At 45.6% G+C, this 16,434-nt stretch carries 17 protein-coding genes; 16 read left to right on the forward strand and 1 reads right to left on the reverse strand.

Annotation, left to right across the window (positions count from 1 at the left end):
• Nucleotides 1–272 precede the first annotated feature (272 nt).
• Nucleotides 273–995 carry a HEPN domain-containing protein gene (locus tag IEI94_RS15080; RefSeq protein WP_191168100.1) on the forward strand — a complete coding sequence of 241 codons (723 nt, stop codon included), beginning with the start codon at nt 273–275 and terminating at the stop codon, nt 993–995.
• An 81-nt stretch (nt 996–1,076) separates the two neighbouring features.
• Nucleotides 1,077–1,763: a hypothetical protein gene (locus IEI94_RS15085; protein WP_191168101.1), complete on the forward strand. Its 687-nt coding sequence runs from the start codon at nt 1,077–1,079 to the stop codon at nt 1,761–1,763.
• Nucleotides 1,764–1,795: 32 nt separating this feature from the next.
• Here IEI94_RS15085 and IEI94_RS15090 read toward each other — a convergent pair whose 3' ends face one another.
• A complete protein-coding gene (locus IEI94_RS15090; RefSeq protein ID WP_191168102.1) occupies nt 1,796–2,308 on the reverse strand; it encodes a hypothetical protein in 513 nt (170 codons plus the stop codon).
• 52 nt (nt 2,309–2,360) lie between these two features.
• Here IEI94_RS15090 and IEI94_RS15095 point away from each other — a divergent pair, with 52 nt between their 5' ends.
• From IEI94_RS15095 to IEI94_RS15165, 14 genes are all read left to right on the forward strand, one after another.
• Nucleotides 2,361–3,218 carry a tyrosine-type recombinase/integrase gene (locus tag IEI94_RS15095; protein WP_191168103.1) on the forward strand — a complete coding sequence of 286 codons (858 nt, stop codon included), beginning with the start codon at nt 2,361–2,363 and terminating at the stop codon, nt 3,216–3,218.
• Nucleotides 3,211–4,284 carry an IS91 family transposase gene (locus IEI94_RS15100; protein ID WP_224750155.1) on the forward strand — a complete coding sequence of 358 codons (1,074 nt, stop codon included), beginning with the start codon at nt 3,211–3,213 and terminating at the stop codon, nt 4,282–4,284. Before IEI94_RS15095 ends, IEI94_RS15100 begins: the two co-directional genes overlap by 8 nt.
• 370 nt (nt 4,285–4,654) lie before the next feature.
• Nucleotides 4,655–6,220 carry an ATP-dependent nuclease gene (locus IEI94_RS15105; RefSeq protein WP_191168104.1) on the forward strand — a complete coding sequence of 522 codons (1,566 nt, stop codon included), beginning with the start codon at nt 4,655–4,657 and terminating at the stop codon, nt 6,218–6,220.
• Complete coding sequence (locus IEI94_RS15110; protein WP_191168105.1) at nt 6,205–7,227, forward strand: DNA helicase UvrD; 1,023 nt, start codon at nt 6,205–6,207, stop codon at nt 7,225–7,227. Before IEI94_RS15105 ends, IEI94_RS15110 begins: the two co-directional genes overlap by 16 nt.
• Nucleotides 7,228–7,323: 96 nt before the next feature.
• The gene (locus IEI94_RS15115) at nt 7,324–7,656 is read left to right on the forward strand and encodes a hypothetical protein (RefSeq protein WP_191168106.1); all 333 of its coding nucleotides are present in this window, start codon (nt 7,324–7,326) and stop codon (nt 7,654–7,656) included.
• An 88-nt stretch (nt 7,657–7,744) separates the two neighbouring features.
• The gene (locus IEI94_RS15120) at nt 7,745–9,133 is read left to right on the forward strand and encodes a HEPN domain-containing protein (protein WP_191168107.1); all 1,389 of its coding nucleotides are present in this window, start codon (nt 7,745–7,747) and stop codon (nt 9,131–9,133) included.
• 81 nt (nt 9,134–9,214) lie between these two features.
• Entirely contained in the window at nt 9,215–10,384 is a 1,170-nt protein-coding gene (locus IEI94_RS15125) for a hypothetical protein (RefSeq protein ID WP_191168108.1), read from the forward strand.
• Between the two features lie 92 nt (nt 10,385–10,476).
• Nucleotides 10,477–11,373 (forward strand): hypothetical protein, encoded by an 897-nt coding sequence (locus tag IEI94_RS15130; RefSeq protein WP_191168109.1) that lies wholly within the window; start codon nt 10,477–10,479, stop codon nt 11,371–11,373.
• Nucleotides 11,374–11,521: 148 nt separating this feature from the next.
• Nucleotides 11,522–12,952, forward strand: a complete 1,431-nt coding sequence (locus tag IEI94_RS15135) for an AAA family ATPase (RefSeq protein WP_191168110.1) — start codon at nt 11,522–11,524, stop codon at nt 12,950–12,952.
• A 69-nt stretch (nt 12,953–13,021) separates the two neighbouring features.
• Nucleotides 13,022–13,777 carry a TIR domain-containing protein gene (locus IEI94_RS15140; RefSeq protein ID WP_191168111.1) on the forward strand — a complete coding sequence of 252 codons (756 nt, stop codon included), beginning with the start codon at nt 13,022–13,024 and terminating at the stop codon, nt 13,775–13,777.
• A gap of 73 nt (nt 13,778–13,850) precedes the next feature.
• Nucleotides 13,851–14,384 (forward strand): hypothetical protein, encoded by a 534-nt coding sequence (locus tag IEI94_RS15145; RefSeq protein WP_191168112.1) that lies wholly within the window; start codon nt 13,851–13,853, stop codon nt 14,382–14,384.
• Nucleotides 14,385–14,421: 37 nt separating this feature from the next.
• On the forward strand, nt 14,422–14,850 hold the full coding sequence (locus IEI94_RS15150; protein WP_191168113.1) for a hypothetical protein: 429 nt from the start codon (nt 14,422–14,424) through the stop codon (nt 14,848–14,850).
• Nucleotides 14,851–14,950: 100 nt separating this feature from the next.
• A complete protein-coding gene (locus IEI94_RS15155) occupies nt 14,951–15,403 on the forward strand; it encodes a hypothetical protein (protein ID WP_224750156.1) in 453 nt (150 codons plus the stop codon).
• A 419-nt stretch (nt 15,404–15,822) separates the two neighbouring features.
• Nucleotides 15,823–16,293: a HEPN family nuclease gene (locus IEI94_RS15165; RefSeq protein ID WP_191168115.1), complete on the forward strand. Its 471-nt coding sequence runs from the start codon at nt 15,823–15,825 to the stop codon at nt 16,291–16,293.
• Nucleotides 16,294–16,434 lie beyond the last annotated feature (141 nt).

Here is a 16,434-nt window from a genome sequence, read left to right on the forward strand (position 1 = left end):
TGATTTTAGGGTGTATCCCGGCTACAAGCTGTATAGCGGCGTATTTACAATTGGTCCGCGCCGAAATTGGCTCTACTCCAAGCGGCTATACCCTGAACCGGCATTGCTGGAGTTAGAGATCGAGAGGTTGCTGAGGGATGCGAGCACATAACAAATCGCTCGAGTACGCTCCGGCCCTGGCCGGGCCTCCGCCGGACGGACTTTCTGCTGCGCTCCAAGCCCGCCGCTCAGCTCTGCGTTAGCCAATTTAGAGGGCAAGTATGACTCACAGCATGATGCAAAAGGTGAACAGTTTTGCTCTCAGAGCCTTTCGAGACACCGCTGACAGAGACTACATCCATGCTCGTATGGCTTACAGGGCAGGCCTGTTCCCACAGTTTCACTGGTCTGCACTTCATGCTCTTGAGAAATATGCAAAATGCATTGCAATTCTTGCCCGTGTTCCAAAGCCAAAGCACGCTATAAAGCATGAGGTAGAAAGAAGCTTAGACCTTATCTCTGAGAAGCTAGATATTGCTCTGTCAGAACAAACCAAGAAATTCATAAAAAGGCTTGAGGAGTTTGGCGCAAGATTTCGATACCTAGAGGTGTCTTGGTTCATAAAGGACTGTGAGCTCGCGATATTAGATCGAGCAGTATGGGAACTACGACGTTTCTGTAATGCGGAGCTATATGAATATTCTGGCAACCAGTTTGTTTCAATATCCCAAGATAAATACGAACAGGTAAAGGCCATTGATAAGCCGGACAAGACTAATACTCTCATCCTTGGTGGGTTTCTCGAGAAAACATTGGAGAAAAGAAATTCAAGGGCTAGGCCTGATCTAGTTTGGTGCAATCTGTACTACTCAGCATCAAAGCGTAAAAGGGTTTATATGAAGAGCTCTGTCATGGCTGAGAATTCGCCGTTTTTCCTATACCCTGAAATAATTGACGAGGTGTCTAAATACACCTTTGTTCCAAAAGAAATAAGTGACGCCTACAAAAATGGCTAACAATGCCAGTCACGGCGACGGCTGCTCCATTGCGGCTTCGCCTCCATTCTGCAGTCGCGTGTGCTGGCGGCGTTAGCCGAGATGACGATGATTCCAAGTTTTGAAAATCGCGAACCAGCGCAGATCATTACGGAAAGAAGCTATTTCGAATCGTCAGGACGAATTTACAAGGCGCTGTCATGGCTTGATTACGCCAAACGGAGCAATAATATCAGTGCGCTTGAATATGCTGCGCTGGAAACTCGGTTGGGAATTGAGCAACTTCTTTTTGAGCAGCTGGTGGTCGGGGTTGGTTCAGAGCTAGAGCAGAAGGAGTATAAAAAATGCAAGGGAAACGCGAAGCTTCTTGATCAGGTTTTGACACGGCTGATCCCGCGATACGAAAAGTTGGTAGACTTCACGGTTGCCCTGGCGCCAAAGGGTATACCGATATCGAAGTGGGACAATTCCCGTCTGATTCGAGACAGTGGAAAAGTATCGAAATACCTTCATTGGTCTGGGGGCCTTGATACAACGGTCCAATCCGAAGAATGGTTTAATTCTGGCGTTGATACAGTATTGGGGGCTGCTAAGTATGTTTGGGATACCCTCACCAAAGGAAATACCGCAATTATTCGGATAGAGGATTTACAACCCGAAATACGGGAGCTTTGGGAGTTGTATGCAAGCGATCAGATTACTCTTGAAAGTGCTGCCACTCGGGCTGATATCCTTGAACCAACGCTACAAGAGCGGCTAACAAAGGGCTCCAAGGAACACCAGCGCTAACGCGCCGTCGCCCCTGAGCCATGGCGTTAGGCTTATTCTGGGCTCAGTACGAAGCGAGCAGCGTCTTTGGCTATCCATTGGAAGTATGATCCGGCGAGCAGGAATATCGAGATCAAGAGCATAAGCCCGATCAGGTTGGTGTCAGCAAAGCCCCCATCGACATATGCCCAAGCCGCTTTCATCATCCATCCCCATAGGCCCACTCCAAAACTGAAACAGAACATAAACACGGCCATGATGCCGGAAACAACGAAAGTAACCGCCATCAGTCCTACACGAAAATTGAGGGGAAGCTTCATCATCGGGTTACGCCTTATGCTATGGTTTATAGCAGTTTGGCGGGTAACCTTAAGCAACGCAAGTGCCTGTAGATACGCGAAAAGCCTAACAATTTGTTCAAGTTCGTTCCCGGCCTGGCGGCCGTCCACCGGGCGTCCTTTTCTCCGCTTTGCTCCAAAAAGGCCGCCGCTTAACATTGGCGTTGAACTAAACCGCTTCGCGGTAGCTGTCCGGTAGCCGTCGTCGAGGCACGCCTTCTGACTCATCGCACCACACTGTTCCTTGACCCACGTGGGTCAGAGAACAGGAGTGATGACGATGACTGCCTTACGACAGAAGATGATCGAGGCCATGCGTCAGCGTGGCTTTGCGCAACGTACCCACACGACCTACCTGATGGTGATCACCGACCTGGCGTGCTACTTCCACCGCTCGCCTGACACGTTGAGCACCGACGACTTACAGCACTTCTTCCATCACCTGTTCCAGGAGCGCGGTTTGTCCGCCGCCAGCTGCCGCGTCTACCTATACGGCGTGCGCTTCCTGTACCTGCACGTGTTGCACTGGCCGTCGGTGGAAGTATCGCTGGTGGTGCCGAAGACACCGCAGCGGATTCCAGAACTGCTGACGCGCGACGAGGTGAGGCGGATCCTGGCCGCGTGCCGCAACCCCAAGCATCGCATGATGCTCGAACTGTGCTATGGCTGCGGACTGCGCGTGAGCGAGGTCTGCCACCTGCGGGTCAGCGACATCGACAGCCAGCGCGGCCAGCTGCGTGTCGCGCAGGGTAAGGGCGCCAAAGACCGTATGGTGCTGTTAACGGCGACCCTGATTGATCGCTTGCGCGATGACTGGCGCGCCTATCGACCGCGAACCTGGTTGTTTCCAAGTGCCCTGTGCCCGGATCGTGCGCTGCATCTGAGTGCGCCACAGCGGGCCTTTAGACAGGCCAAGCGGCTGGCCGGTGTCGAGCGCATTGGCGGCATCCATAGCCTGCGCCATGCCTATGCCACGCATGTGCTGGAACAGGGGCTGCCGGTGCATCAGCTGCAGCGTCTGCTGGGCCACCGCAGCGTCCAGTCGACGATGCGCTACATGCACTGGCTGCCGGGGCAGCAGGGGACCGGTCAGGCGCCTATCGACCTGGTCGCGTCGCTGGAGGTGGGTCATGGCTAAGACCGCCACGCTGCAACAGGCCCTGACGCGCTTCCTTGGCCCGGCCGGCCTCGATCGCCAGCGTCGTCGGGTATGCCATCACCTGCTGGCGTGTCGTACCGAGGCGATGGGCGGCATGATCCTCAAGTGTACGGACTGCGACCACATCCAGCCGCACTACTTCGGCTGTCGTGATCGCCATTGCCCGCAGTGCCAGGGCCGCGCCATGCGCCAGTGGGCCGAGCGTCAGCAAGCGAATATCCTGCCGGTGCGCTATTACCATGTCGTGTTCACGCTACCCCATAGCCTCAATGGCTGGATCCAGCTTCACCCCGAAGTGATCCACCGGCTGCTGTTCCAGAGCGCCTGGCAGACGCTGCGCACCTTCGGCCGCGATCCCAAGCGCCTCGGCGGCGAGATGGGCATGAGTGCCGTGCTCCATACTTGGGGCCAGAACCTGAATCAGCATGTGCACCTGCACTGCCTGGTCCCCGGCGGGGCCTTGAGCGACGATGGCCGCTGGCATGGGGCGCGTAGTCACTACCTGTTCCCCGTGCGGGCGCTATCGCGCCACTTTCGCGGTCACATGGTCAGCGCCCTGCGCCGGGCGGCCACTGCCGGCGAGCTCCACCGGGTCACCCGGCCCGGTGACGTGGATCAACAGCTCAATACCCTGATGGCCACCGAGTGGGTGGTCTACAGCAAGGACTGCCTCGAGCACACCCACGCCGTGGTCTGTTACCTGGCACGCTACACGCGTCAGATCGCCATCAGCAACGCCCGTATTCTCGCCGTGGACGACCACCAGGTCACCCTGCGCTACAAGGATTATCGCGACCGTGACCGCCACAAACGGCTCGTTCTTAATGGCGAAGAATTCGTGCGACGCTTCCTGCTCCATGTCCTGCCCAAGGGGCTGATGCGGGTGCGTCACTACGGCGTTCTGGCCAATCGCTGTCGGCGACGACGCCTCGCCCAGATCCGCCAAGCACTGAGGGTGGCGGAGACGGCGCCGGATACCGATACAACCGCCGGCACTCGGCCGACCACCCAACCACAGGGGGCAACGCTATCGAGCATGAGGTAACGCCAGACACACAACGGACTCGGCTATCCGGCCCGCATGCGGGTCGTGGCGGCACTCGCCCCGGCGATGGCTTTTGACCAGCCGGCGCGTTACGTTGGGATAAATTGGGCGAGGAGGGGACCGAGATCATGACCAGAAATACTGCCCGAACGCGTCACAACAGCTCCGCATGTACGCGACTTGATGCTCCAGGCTGCACTCCGGCCGATACAATACCCTATAGAAGCGGCATCGCCGCCTGATGGGCGGCTTAGTCCAACAGGCATTTATTCGCCATGCTGCGCACGGCGAATAAATGCTGCACAGTTACACGTCAAAAGAGTCCAGTTTCACTGCATGAGTAGCAAGCTGAAAAAGGGGAGAATGCTAGGTGAGAATAATAGAAAAATTGAAGCTTCTTAACTTTAAAAGGTTCTCCTGTTTTGAGGTGGATTTTGTTTCAGACATTAACTTATTGATTGGTGATAACGAAGCAGGGAAAAGCTCGATACTTAATGCGATTGAGCTTGTACTAGGCGGTAGCAAGAGTAAAGTAGAGGCGGTAGGTCTAGAAAGTCTATTCAGTACAACTGCTATTAGTGAGTTTCTTGCCGGAGAAAAGAACATTGAAGGCTTGCCAAAACTGCATGTTGAGATCCATCTAAATGAGCAGAATAATCCTGATCTATTCGGACGAAATAATCTCGATGGAATACAAGCTAATGGCCTTCAGTTGATATGTGAGCCAAATGAAGATCTAACAGCTGAGATCAAACAAGTGTTAGAGCAGGAGTCAGATAATTTTCCATTCGAATACTACAGTATCCGTTTTAGTACCTTTGCGGGTGAAGCGTATACAGGTTATCGCAAGTTCCTTCGCTACATTGCGTTAGACAGCTCACAAGTCAATAGCGAATATGCCACCAAAGAATACATAAAAAACGTTTATGATTCTTTGGTTGAAACACCCCAGCGTGTAAACTTAAAAAACGATTACCGTTTACAGAAAATATATTTCAAAAATAATAAGTTGAACGCCATAAATGATTGCCTGGAGAATTATCAGTTTGCAATTCGTTCTGGCTCTAAAGCAAATTTAGAAACTGACTTAACTATCACCGAGGATGATGTTCCGATAGAGCACCGAGGAAAGGGGCGTCAGTGCTTCATAAAAACAGAGTTTGCGTTAAAACGTTACCGCGAAGAGCAGAATATTGACACCCTTTTACTTGAGGAGCCAGAGAATCACTTAAGTCATACTAATATGAAAAAGTTGATTGGAAGAATATCGGAATCTCAAGCAAAGCAGATATTCATTGCAACTCATAACAGCCTAATCAGCACTCGCCTAGATTTGAGAAAATCGATTTTTCTTAATAGTTCGTCACTTGAGCCCGTTCTTTTAAAGAATCTTCCTGAAGATACCTCTAGGTTTTTCATGAAGGCGCCAGATAATAATGTTCTTGAATTTATATTGTCGTCTAAAGTCATTTTGGTTGAAGGTGATGCTGAGTACATACTGATTGATGCATTATATAATAATGTCACTGAATCAACGCTAGAATCGGATGATGTACACGTTATTTCTGTGGGGGGTACGAGCTTTAAACGGTATCTCGATTTGGCTAAATTGCTAAACATTAAAACGGCCGTTATTCGTGATAATGATGGTGATCATAGAGCTAACTGCGTAGAAAATTACGAGGACTACTCATCTGAAAATACAAAAATCTTCTTTGATTGTGACGATGCAAAGAACACTTTTGAAGTTTGTCTTTATGAATTGAATAAGGAAATTTGTGAGGAGTTGTTTAAGCCGGGCCGTCGAAAACTTGATACGTTGGAATATATGCTAAAGAACAAGGCGGATTGTGCGTTCAGATTGAGAGATGAGAAAGCAGATAAGCTAGTTTCACCCGAGTATTTGAAGCAGGCGTTCGCATGGATAAACGAGTAGTTTTTGCTGTTGCGGGATCTGGGAAAACTAGTTTTATAATTAATGGATTGGATGATAATTCTCGAGCCCTAATTGTTACTTATACAGAAAAAAATACTGTCAATCTTAAAGAAAAAGTTATTAATAAGTTTGGCTACATACCGTGTGGAATAAAAGTTTACACATACTATAAGTTTCTTTACTCTTTCTGCTTTAAGCCAATACTTGGTCATAAGGCTCCTTCAAAAGGAATAAATTGGGAAGTCCCACCTAGATTCGCAAAAAAAGACAGCTTGCATCATTACTTTGATAAAAATGGCCGACTATATGGAAGTAGGATAGCAAAGTTAATAATGGAAACTGGATCTTTGCCTGAGCTTATAGCGAGAATTGAAAAGTATTTTGACCGAGTTTGTATTGATGAAGTTCAGGATTTTGCTGGCAATGATTTTAATCTGCTATGCGGTTTGAATGAAGCAAGTGTCCAGCAACTATTAGTTGGTGATTTCTTTCAGCACACGTTCGACACAAGTAGAGATGGCAATGTAAACGGTAAGTTGCACGACGATTATCCTAGCTATAAATCAAGATTCATGAAAGCCGGATTTGTCGTTGATACCGATCTTCTATCGAACAGCTTTAGGTGTAGCCCTACAGTTTGTGAGTTCGTTTCCAAACAGTTAGGGATAAATATTAGTTCTCATAGAGAAGATGAAACTCAAGTGTCACTTATCGAATGCAGAGAACATGCAGACCAATTGTTTACATGCCGAGAAACTGTCAAGCTGTTCTATCAGGCCAGCGCTAAATATGTTGGCTTCACAGAGAACTGGGGGGCCACCAAGGGGCAGGATTGTTATGATGACGTTTGCGTTGTTCTGAACTCTAAAACATTCGCTTTGTTTCAAAAATCAGAACTGCATAAACTGGCTCCTCAGACAAAAAATAAGCTTTACGTCGCATGCACAAGAGCAAAGCGAAATTTGTATTTTGTCCCAGAATCTATGTTAGGGGATTATCGCAAGTAAATGTGTAACAAGTTGCTGCACTCGGAAAAATTACTCGCTGCGCTCCCAATTTTTCGGTGAGCAAGGCGTTAGCGCTAAAGAGAGGCCGAGGAATTTATGTTTAAAGGCGAATTATACTTTGATGATGGTGAGCTGATAAATGTTCCTTCATTTATCATTAGGTCAGAAACTGAAATAGCTTTTTCGCTTATAGCTAACTGGGCAGGCCAAGGCAAGTGGAGAAAAACCGGCTCTGCCTTTCGGGACGGCATCGGTTATAAATCCGATTCTGAACCCGCGGTTCAAGTTGAAACTGGAGAAAATGGGCCTCCTTGCGGTATATCTTTTGTGAGTGTGGAGGTAGATGGCGATTTCTTGTCGGTCAAGGGTGCATGGGGAGAAGAGGGCCAGGAACATGGATTTTCCGGAGATCTGGAGCTTTCACGCTAACCAGTGGCAGCAGTCGGACCGTTTTTCCGCTCCTGCGTCGCTCCAAAACGTCCGCTGTGCCAAGCGTTAGATTTCTCGCGAGGAAATAATGAGGCTTGAAGAACCATATGTTAAAACAGGATATTTTTGGCTTCCGGAAAAGGAGGATGGAAAGATACCTGGGACGTTAACTATCTCCGATGGCGGAGATATTGAGTTAGAGGTTGTTGGCCTCTTCGATGACAGCATAGAGTCTCTCAATGGTGAAGATGATCTAAGCAGAATAATTGGTCACATTGAAAAAGATGGATTGGTCACGCTGGATAACTGCTTCTACACTAAAAAGAATATCTCGTTTGGTGGGATATCAAAGTCAAAAGTTTGCGTTAACAGGGTGTTGAGTGGCGTGGCCTATGAGAAAGATGAGCCTTTTACGTTTAATTCTTTATCTTTTTCAGTCGACTGCTTTGATGAATGGGTAGGGATTAGCGGCATAAAAGTAGATAGAGATTGGGAGAATAAAACAGCCACTATAACCTACGAGCCACCGTTAGATATTGCTTGCTGTCTAGATAACGGAATGCAGTTAGAAATATGTTTCGCATACACTCTTCCCGGCTCACCTAATACGACCGAAGCGAAAATAACCCAAAGAGCATATTTCAAGCTAACATCTGAAAAGATTAGGCCACTCAGTGACTTCACAGAGGTTGCTTATAAATTAACCAATTTGATGTGCTTTGCGATCGATGCCACTGTTACGCTAAAAAATTTGATTGTAAAGTCATCAGAAATACAAAGAGAGGTAGGGGAAGAAAAATTCCATCCCGTTCCTATTAGTGTTTACTATCCAAGCATTCCATTTTCAGAAAAAGTGCCTAGTAAAAGCTGGCACCAGATGTTATTCAGTTATGGGCAAATTAAATCAAACGCCCAAGATGTTTTTAATAATTGGATAAACGCTTACGATGTTATAGCGCCTGCGTTAAGCTTGTACTTCTCTACAAAGATTGGTGCTCAGAAATATCTTGATGGAAAATTCTTGGCCTTGGCCCAAGGATTAGAGACATATCACAGAAGAACAAGTGATGAAAATTTGATGGACCCTGGCGAGTTCGAATCGCTGGTTGCCATGTTAGTTGAAAATTGTCCAGATCAACATTTGGAATGGCTTAAAGGACGCTTAATGCATGGTAACGAAATAAATCTTGGGAAAAGATTGAAGAGAATTATCGAGCCATTCAAGGATAAGCTAGGTAATAGCACGAACAGAAGTAGGCTCTTAAGAAAGATCGTAGATACTCGGAACTACCTCACTCACTACAATGAGGATTTGAAATCTAAAGCAGCGCATGGCAGAGATCTTTGGGTTCTTTGTCAAAAAATGGAGATTATTTTTCAGCTTCATTTTTTGAAGGTGATCGGGTTTAGTAACGAAGAAATCGACAGCGTCGTTGAAAACTGTTACCCACTTAAGCAAAAGATAAACGAAATCTAACAAATTGCTGCGCACGGAAAAATTACTCGCTACGCTCCCAATTTTCCGGTGAGCAAGGCGTTAGCGATACGAGGAAGCCGTATGGGTGCTCCGTTTTCTAGAGAAGAAATCCAAACCTATTTTGATGAAGAGACCAAAAGTCCTCTCGTTCTCTGCTTCGACCCTCATGCTCTAGTTATTGACGGCGTCAACGTCCAGCTTGAGGGCGTTCCGCTGTTGAAGGACGAACGAGCCGGAGAAATCCATTATCCAGACAAGACAAAGGCTCTCATAGAGTTCTTTGTAGAAGAAGCATTGAAAGAAGGGAAAGCGGGCGTTCGCCTGATGCCCAGGGGAACACGAAACGTCCGTTATCCTTTCGCCGAAAAATTTGATTTCGATTATTCGCATATAGACTATGAGTATATTCCTGGTTTGGTGCGTCCATGTGATGAGGGTTTCCTTACTCCGGTTTACTTCAATCTAGCTGTTCTCAACAAGTATTCGCAGCATCCTGAGTACACGCTTAACTTGTTCTCGGAAACTTATGGCGATATCAGAAAGCCAGGTGAGTGGGACATAGCATTTGGTATAAATAGGCACAGAAAAGTCATCATGTGGCTTGGCGACATAGATCGGCTTCCGGAAAATGAAAAGTATTACCTAAGATCGGAAAATGTGCCTTCTGATCACGACATTCACTCTGAATTCTATAACGCGCAAATCGAAGTCCAGTTTTCCGATCCTTCTGTTCAGTCTTCGGCTTTTCACCTAAGAAGCGACTTACAGGCCTTTATATCGGAAAAATTCGGTTATGACGTATATTCGTTAAATGGCGAAGTAAGTGGCATCCTTGAAAATATAGAGCGACCTGTGTTTTGGGAAGAAAAGCATGTATCGGCGTTCTTTAATTCGCTAAATCAAATATTTGTTGAAAGCATTAGTGTGCCGGGGCTTAGAGGCAGTATCGACGCTCTAGGGAAAGGTTACGAAACGAAATCTAAGAAAGGCCTGAAGCTATTTGAGATGTGGTGCGATGGAGTAGCTGGCGTAGAATCGCCAAGCGATGTTGCATTGCCCTTTTTCGTTCTATACGATCTTCGAATAATTTGCTCACATTTGCAAAGTGCAGAAACGCGGCAGGAAAAGCACGATTTGGTCTGTGCAAGATTGGGCCTGAAAAAGGGCAGTGGGTACGAAGCTATTTACAACGTATTAATCGAGAAAATAGTGGGTTCGTACAAGGCGATATTGAGCGCAATTGATCGCTAACAAGGCCAAGCACGGCGACAGCTTTTTCGTTGCGGCTACGCCTTCACTACAAAGCTGCGCGTGTTGGCAGCGTTAGTTCTAGGAGTATATAAATGAGTGATTACAACTCAACAATAAATAAAGAAGAGTTAGCTGCAAGTTTATCTAGGTATGAATCTACTCTTAAGAAGTTGTTGGAACTTGGACTTAACGTGAATCCGAGTCGTTTAAAGAAGTACATTGAACCTTATGAGCAAATGATCACAAAATGGGGAACTGAATCTGTTTCTTCAATTGTCAGCAATAGGCAATACGCGAGTGTTCTCTTTGAAGTCCACCAAATGATCGAAATAGGTGATAAGTTACTTGAGCTTAAACATGATAATCTAACCGCAGCTTTAAAAAAGACCTTATCTGGGTGTGAGTTATATAGTGTCGATGCTCAGAAGAAGAAGGCTAATTCTGCACGGGATTTTTCTTTTGAATTATTTATGGCACGATACTTCAAACGAGCAGGATACGACCTTAACTTTGATACTATTGCAGACATAAATGCTACAGATGAGCAAGACTCTATATTTATTGAATGTAAACGACCAGCTAAAGAAGAGACTGTTGGTCCAAATATCCAAAAGGCGTTAAAACAAGCCATCAAGCGTTTTGACCCTAATGATAAAAGAAATCAAAAAGGTATCGCCGCAATTGATCTTACTGCTCTGATTAACCCTGAGCATGAGTTTCTAGTGCCTAAAGATTTGTCCTTTATTTCAGATGTGTTGAAAAATGCAGATCACGGTTATGCTCCTGCTTTTCAGCAAGTATTCTCAGAATATGGGACAGACTGCTTGTCTATAATTGTCTACTTCTGTTTTCCAGTATTCCAGCTAAAAGATGAAACTATTGGTATTTACGATAGGTGTTTTTCTATCCCAATTTACGATGAAGGTAGTTCATCAGAAGAGGTCTTCCTTCGAATGAATGATAAGTTAATGACTTCTATTGGGAAATAGAACTAACAAACTGTTTAAGAGTGATTCGTAACACGTCGCATTCTTAGTATGCGTTGCCATTAGTGTTTAAGGTGGTTTGTAGCGGCATTGGTATTGCGGTGCTCACACCTTAACAGAGCGTTAGTGCATAGAACCGAGAAGTTAACTAATGAATTTGATTGATAAGAACGGGTATTCCCTAAGAAACTTAAACAAGATTAATGTTCTCCTTGGCAAGAATGGGTGCGGGAAAAGCACTGCCCTGAAGAAAGTTCAGCAGGCACTGGAAAGCGGGGATGAGGTTGGTAAGTCTAAATATATTACGCCCGAAAGGGGTGGCGCTCTTAAATATGATCCAAACATTGAGCAGAATACGAGCAGCAGCCCCCGCTGGCTATCCAATCAACTACGAAAAAACCAATTTACTCAGTTTAAACAGCAAACTGTATTGCAGTTTAGAAAGCTTGAGCTTTTAAGTCTTCGCGAAATTGAACAAAACTCAGATCTTAGAAACGACCATACGTATACATTCCAATCTATCGTAAACGCAATTAATACATTACTTGATAATATCGAAATCCGACGAGAAGGGTCGGACTTCAATATTTACAACCGAGCTGACAATACTGGTATTGAGCCAGATGCAATCAGTAGTGGTGAGTCTGAGCTAATTGCGTTAGGTATTGAATGTCTTGTTTTCGCGAAAGAAAGTTTGGATGGAGAAGAAAATATTCTATTTCTAGATGAGCCGGACGCACACTTACATCCAGATTTGCAGGTTCGTCTTGCAATTTTCTTAAGAAATGTAGTGGAAGAAAACAATTTTAGAGTTGTTATGGCCACTCATAGCACATCATTTTTGGCGGCATTTGGAGATTACTCAGGCGTTTCTATCAACTTTATGTCTCCGAAACAGACAGATATTAACTTCCAGGTAGTGTCAGATACATATAAGCGAATACTCCCGATATTTGGCGCTCATCCATTATCTAATCTATTCAATGAGTCACCTATCCTTTTGGTAGAAGGGGAAGATGATGAAAGGATCTGGCAGCAAGTAATTCGTAGCTCGCAGGGTTCTATCAAGATATACCCTTGTGCAGTTGATAGTATTGATGTTCTAAATCAATACGAATTGCAAGTTGCTGGAATAATAAATTCTATTTACGACTCTGCTATAGCTTATTCTTTAAGGGATAGAGATGATGGTGATAAAGATATAAATGATACTCCACCAGTCACCAGGATGCGTCTATCATGCAGGGCTGCAGAGAATTTGCTGCTCTCAGATGAATCTTTGGCAAGGCTTGGAACGGACTGGGGTACACTAAATCTGAAAATCGGAGTATGGCTTGAAACTAATGTTCATCACTCTCACCATCCGGTCATGTCTGAATTCAGGGAAGGAGGCTTTGATCGAAAAATGTTCAATATTAAGAAGATAAGAAATGACTTAATGGGTATCATAGAGAGTAGCAAACCTTGGGAAGTGGTTGTTGGACAAACGATTGCAACTACTAAATATGTAGATGAACCAAAACCTAACTCAATCCAAGATTATTTGGGCAGTAAGCTGGTGTGTGCGATATTAAAGCACTAACAATCGCGTTAATCAGGACGCTCGCAAGCTCGCGCCTATTACGCGGGCGTTATACCAGAAGGAGAAATAATGAAGTTTTCAGGTAGCTCTCAAGATCTTGAAACAATAGTTTGTGCCATCGGGAGAACAATCAGCTCTTCTTCAGGCAAAGGGAATATGCACCAAATAAAAACCAGCGAAGGTGAAACGATTAATCTATACAAAACTGGCACTCTTCAAGTTCAGGGTAGCCCTGCCCTGAAGCAAAAATTTGAAGATGATTTCAACCAGTATAGTGGTACAGCACCAGCACAGACTGCCGAACCAGTTCATGCATCGCCAGAAACGCTCATGGCCAGTGTGACTCAGCAGAAACAAGTGTTTGTTGTGCATGGCCACGATGAGGTTTCAAAAGAACAGCTTGAGTTAGTCCTCCACAAACTTGGAATAGATCATTTTATTCTTGCTAACAGCGGCGGTGGCGGTCTAACCATCATCGAAGCTTTAGAGGCTAAAATTGGACACAACTCAAATGCAACGAGTTTTGGCATTGTTCTTATGACACCCGATGATATGGGGTACGCACTAAGCTCCGGTGCGGACAATATACAACCTAGAGCAAGGCAGAATGTTGTGCTGGAAATGGGAATGTTAATTTCATCTATAGGCCGTAGAAATATTGCCATACTAGTCAAAGGACACCTGGAGCGTCCATCAGACGCTGATGGCATCCTATATTTGGCATTCAACAACCATGTAAAGGAAATCGTGCCCCGTCTAGCAGGGCGGCTTAAGGAGTCTGGCTTTGTGCTGAACCCGGACAAAGTCGCTAATGCATCAAGCTAATTGGTATAACAAAGCATTGCAGCGGACAAGCCGCTGAATGCGGCGTTAGCCGCCTTTCCAAAGAGTGATGCCAATGCCCACAGAGTGGGGAAAATGGTTTGTTGAAAGAATTTCGGAGCTTGAGGAAAGGCTCGGATACATCCTTGAGTTGAATCAAGTGCGTGAGCTTTGGCTTCAGGGTGAGTTGTATCTAATGTCAACTGACGATCAGCAACTCAACTTGAACGTTAGAGATATAATTGCCGGTGGCTCAGTTGATTTTGTCGGAGAATCCCCCAAAATGATCGCGGAGTTGAAAGTCTGCGGGCGAGGGTATTACAGCAAAATGCTGAACGGATTTTCTCTTACAGAGGATGTGGCATCGAAAAAGTCTTTTTCATTCGAAGACATGGCGTGCCATAGTGAAGCCGAAGGAAGTATATTCAAGGATTTCTGTAGATTGTTTTCGGCCAACAGCGCCTATGAGAAATACATGATTATCGTTATCCCTAAAATACAAGGCCCTGACCGTCTCAGTGAAGTCTTGGAGGCTGCAAAGTTCCCCGGAGTGGAGGTCTCGCGGAGATTGCAGTGGTTTGATGTGAGAGTATTTTGCCTGCCAAAGTAGGCTAACAAGTTGCTGCACGCGGAAAGGCGTTAGCCATATGAAGCAAGAAGAGCGTTGGAACCACATAGTGTCCCTTGATGACGAGCTTTTGAAGGGCGGTGTCATCTTATCGGAATGGTGCTCCTTCATCGTGCGAGAATCGGATCTGGCATTTGTGCATGGGTCGAACCTCGCATCAATATTGACAGCAGTTTCAGGTATCGAAACCTATCTGAGGTCCGAGTATGCCGGGAAGGAGCGCAGCAGCCTCTTTGAGCTAATCGATAATTCTCCCATAGCAAATGATCTTCGGTCTGATTTGCATAGGCTACGGAAGTACCGAAATAAGTGGGTGCACGTGAATGACCCGTGGGACGATCAGGAGTTGCTTGAAAATCCCGAACATGCGGAAAAAGGGCTGGAAGGAATGGCTCTGTTTGCCGCGAGGGCGCTGAGAAGGACAATTTATGAAAGTCCGTGGGTGTAAAATGGCTAACCAAACAATCAAATTCGTTCCCTTCGGTCGCCGGACGCTCGTTCCTCGCGCCGTTTATTGCAGGCGTTAGCTTTCTGATGATTATCTGAGCGTGAATATGGACGAGTATAAAAGAACGTGTGAGGATGAGCTGGATTGGGCGAGTATCAATCAGCTTCATGAAGCAACCCTTCAGATCAGTAAAAGCTGTTTTGAGTTCAAGAAAATATGCGTGGGTCTTATTGGTGCTGCATTGGCAATATTAGTTAAAATCACTAGCAATCAACTTGACCATTCATACTTTTCAATTCCATTGCTTATTTGCTTTGGCTTTTGGATCGCTGATTTTTCTGCGTACTACTTCCAAAGAAAAACGCGAATAGCCATGAATAAAAAGCTGAGTGCAATTGCTAAAAGAAATTCTATTAAGGGCTATCAATCTGAGAACTTAACAGTAAGCTGGGTTGGAGCAGCATTCAATCATTCAATGTCTCTATACTACGCTTTAGCGGCTCTATGTTTTATAGGTTGGCTTGCATACCTAACGGATTGGATAGGAAGGTAGTATGTGTATTTTTGTCAGCTACACAACGAGAGATTACTACGTTGATCGAGAGCTACTAGAAAGCATGTGTGAGGTGCTATCGGGGTATGGAGATTTTTACATAGACCTATTGCACAACAACTCAAGTGACAAGCAGCGTCATGTTGAAATAATGTTATCTCAGGCCAAGTTATTACTTTTGATCTCATCGAGTTCAATAGGTAAATCAGAGTGGGTGCGCTGGGAGTTAACTGAGGCCGAAAGAATCAGCATTCCAATTATAACGGTTCAAGCTACATCGGACAGAAATGAAACATTGAGTAATTTGAGGTCAAAATTGGCTGCTGGCTACGAGAAGCTAACAAGTTGCTACACGCGGATAAATTACTCGCTGCGCTCCTAATTTACCGGTGAGCAAAGCGTTATGAGTAAAGGAAAGTATGGGAAATTACGCTAATCTTGAATTGGAATTCATAGAACGGACGATCCGGTTGATCGGTCAGTACACCGATATGATTCAGGGTTTAGAATTTGAAGACCAGCTGAATTATACGCTTACAATCAATTGCCTTTTGGGCCTTATTGTAATGCCAAAAGAGAGGGTCGTTACCTATATACCTAAAGAGCCGATCACTAATGAGTTTCTCAGTACTATTGGGCTCAAAAGTTCGACGATAGATGACTCAATCAAGAATCTACAAGAGCTGATCCAGCATCTTCGGCATGCAATAGCTCATTTTGATATTGAAGTTATCTCGGTTTGCGAGAACAATCTTGTAGACTTTATAGAGTTTAAAGGTCGCCGAAAGCAGCCTGAAGTCATTGCACGCTTTGCTGCTCCGGAAATATATTCATTTTTGCAACATTATGCGCAAGTGCTATGCGAGAATCTAAGGAAGCATCATGAGTAATACTCATAACCAAGCTGTACAGAGACAGTAATCAGCTGACACATGCCCCCGTGGGGCCTCTATAGTTAAGCAGTGTTTTCTGCCGTTTTCCTGGGTTCCATCTTCGTCGCTTTGGGGAGCCCTTTCTTGAAGACAGCATAG

Origin of the sequence: Halomonas sp. ML-15 (assembly GCF_014779595.1) — a bacterium.
GTDB lineage: Bacteria > Pseudomonadota > Gammaproteobacteria > Pseudomonadales > Halomonadaceae > Franzmannia.

Coding starts and splice junctions, on each gene's coding strand:
- IEI94_RS15095 (WP_191168103.1), top strand. CDS start 2,361: ATGACTGCCTTACGACAGAAGATGATCGAGGCCATGCGTCAGCGTGGC.
- IEI94_RS15140 (WP_191168111.1), top strand. CDS start 13,022: ATGAAGTTTTCAGGTAGCTCTCAAGATCTTGAAACAATAGTTTGTGCC.
- IEI94_RS15110 (WP_191168105.1), top strand. CDS start 6,205: ATGGATAAACGAGTAGTTTTTGCTGTTGCGGGATCTGGGAAAACTAGT.
- IEI94_RS15115 (WP_191168106.1), top strand. CDS start 7,324: ATGTTTAAAGGCGAATTATACTTTGATGATGGTGAGCTGATAAATGTT.
- IEI94_RS15150 (WP_191168113.1), top strand. CDS start 14,422: ATGAAGCAAGAAGAGCGTTGGAACCACATAGTGTCCCTTGATGACGAG.
- IEI94_RS15100 (WP_224750155.1), top strand. CDS start 3,211: ATGGCTAAGACCGCCACGCTGCAACAGGCCCTGACGCGCTTCCTTGGC.
- IEI94_RS15120 (WP_191168107.1), top strand. CDS start 7,745: ATGAGGCTTGAAGAACCATATGTTAAAACAGGATATTTTTGGCTTCCG.
- IEI94_RS15130 (WP_191168109.1), top strand. CDS start 10,477: ATGAGTGATTACAACTCAACAATAAATAAAGAAGAGTTAGCTGCAAGT.
- IEI94_RS15145 (WP_191168112.1), top strand. CDS start 13,851: ATGCCCACAGAGTGGGGAAAATGGTTTGTTGAAAGAATTTCGGAGCTT.
- IEI94_RS15135 (WP_191168110.1), top strand. CDS start 11,522: ATGAATTTGATTGATAAGAACGGGTATTCCCTAAGAAACTTAAACAAG.
- IEI94_RS15080 (WP_191168100.1), top strand. CDS start 273: ATGATGCAAAAGGTGAACAGTTTTGCTCTCAGAGCCTTTCGAGACACC.
- IEI94_RS15165 (WP_191168115.1), top strand. CDS start 15,823: ATGGGAAATTACGCTAATCTTGAATTGGAATTCATAGAACGGACGATC.
- IEI94_RS15085 (WP_191168101.1), top strand. CDS start 1,077: ATGACGATGATTCCAAGTTTTGAAAATCGCGAACCAGCGCAGATCATT.
- IEI94_RS15125 (WP_191168108.1), top strand. CDS start 9,215: ATGGGTGCTCCGTTTTCTAGAGAAGAAATCCAAACCTATTTTGATGAA.
- IEI94_RS15090 (WP_191168102.1), bottom strand. CDS start 2,308: ATGAGTCAGAAGGCGTGCCTCGACGACGGCTACCGGACAGCTACCGCG.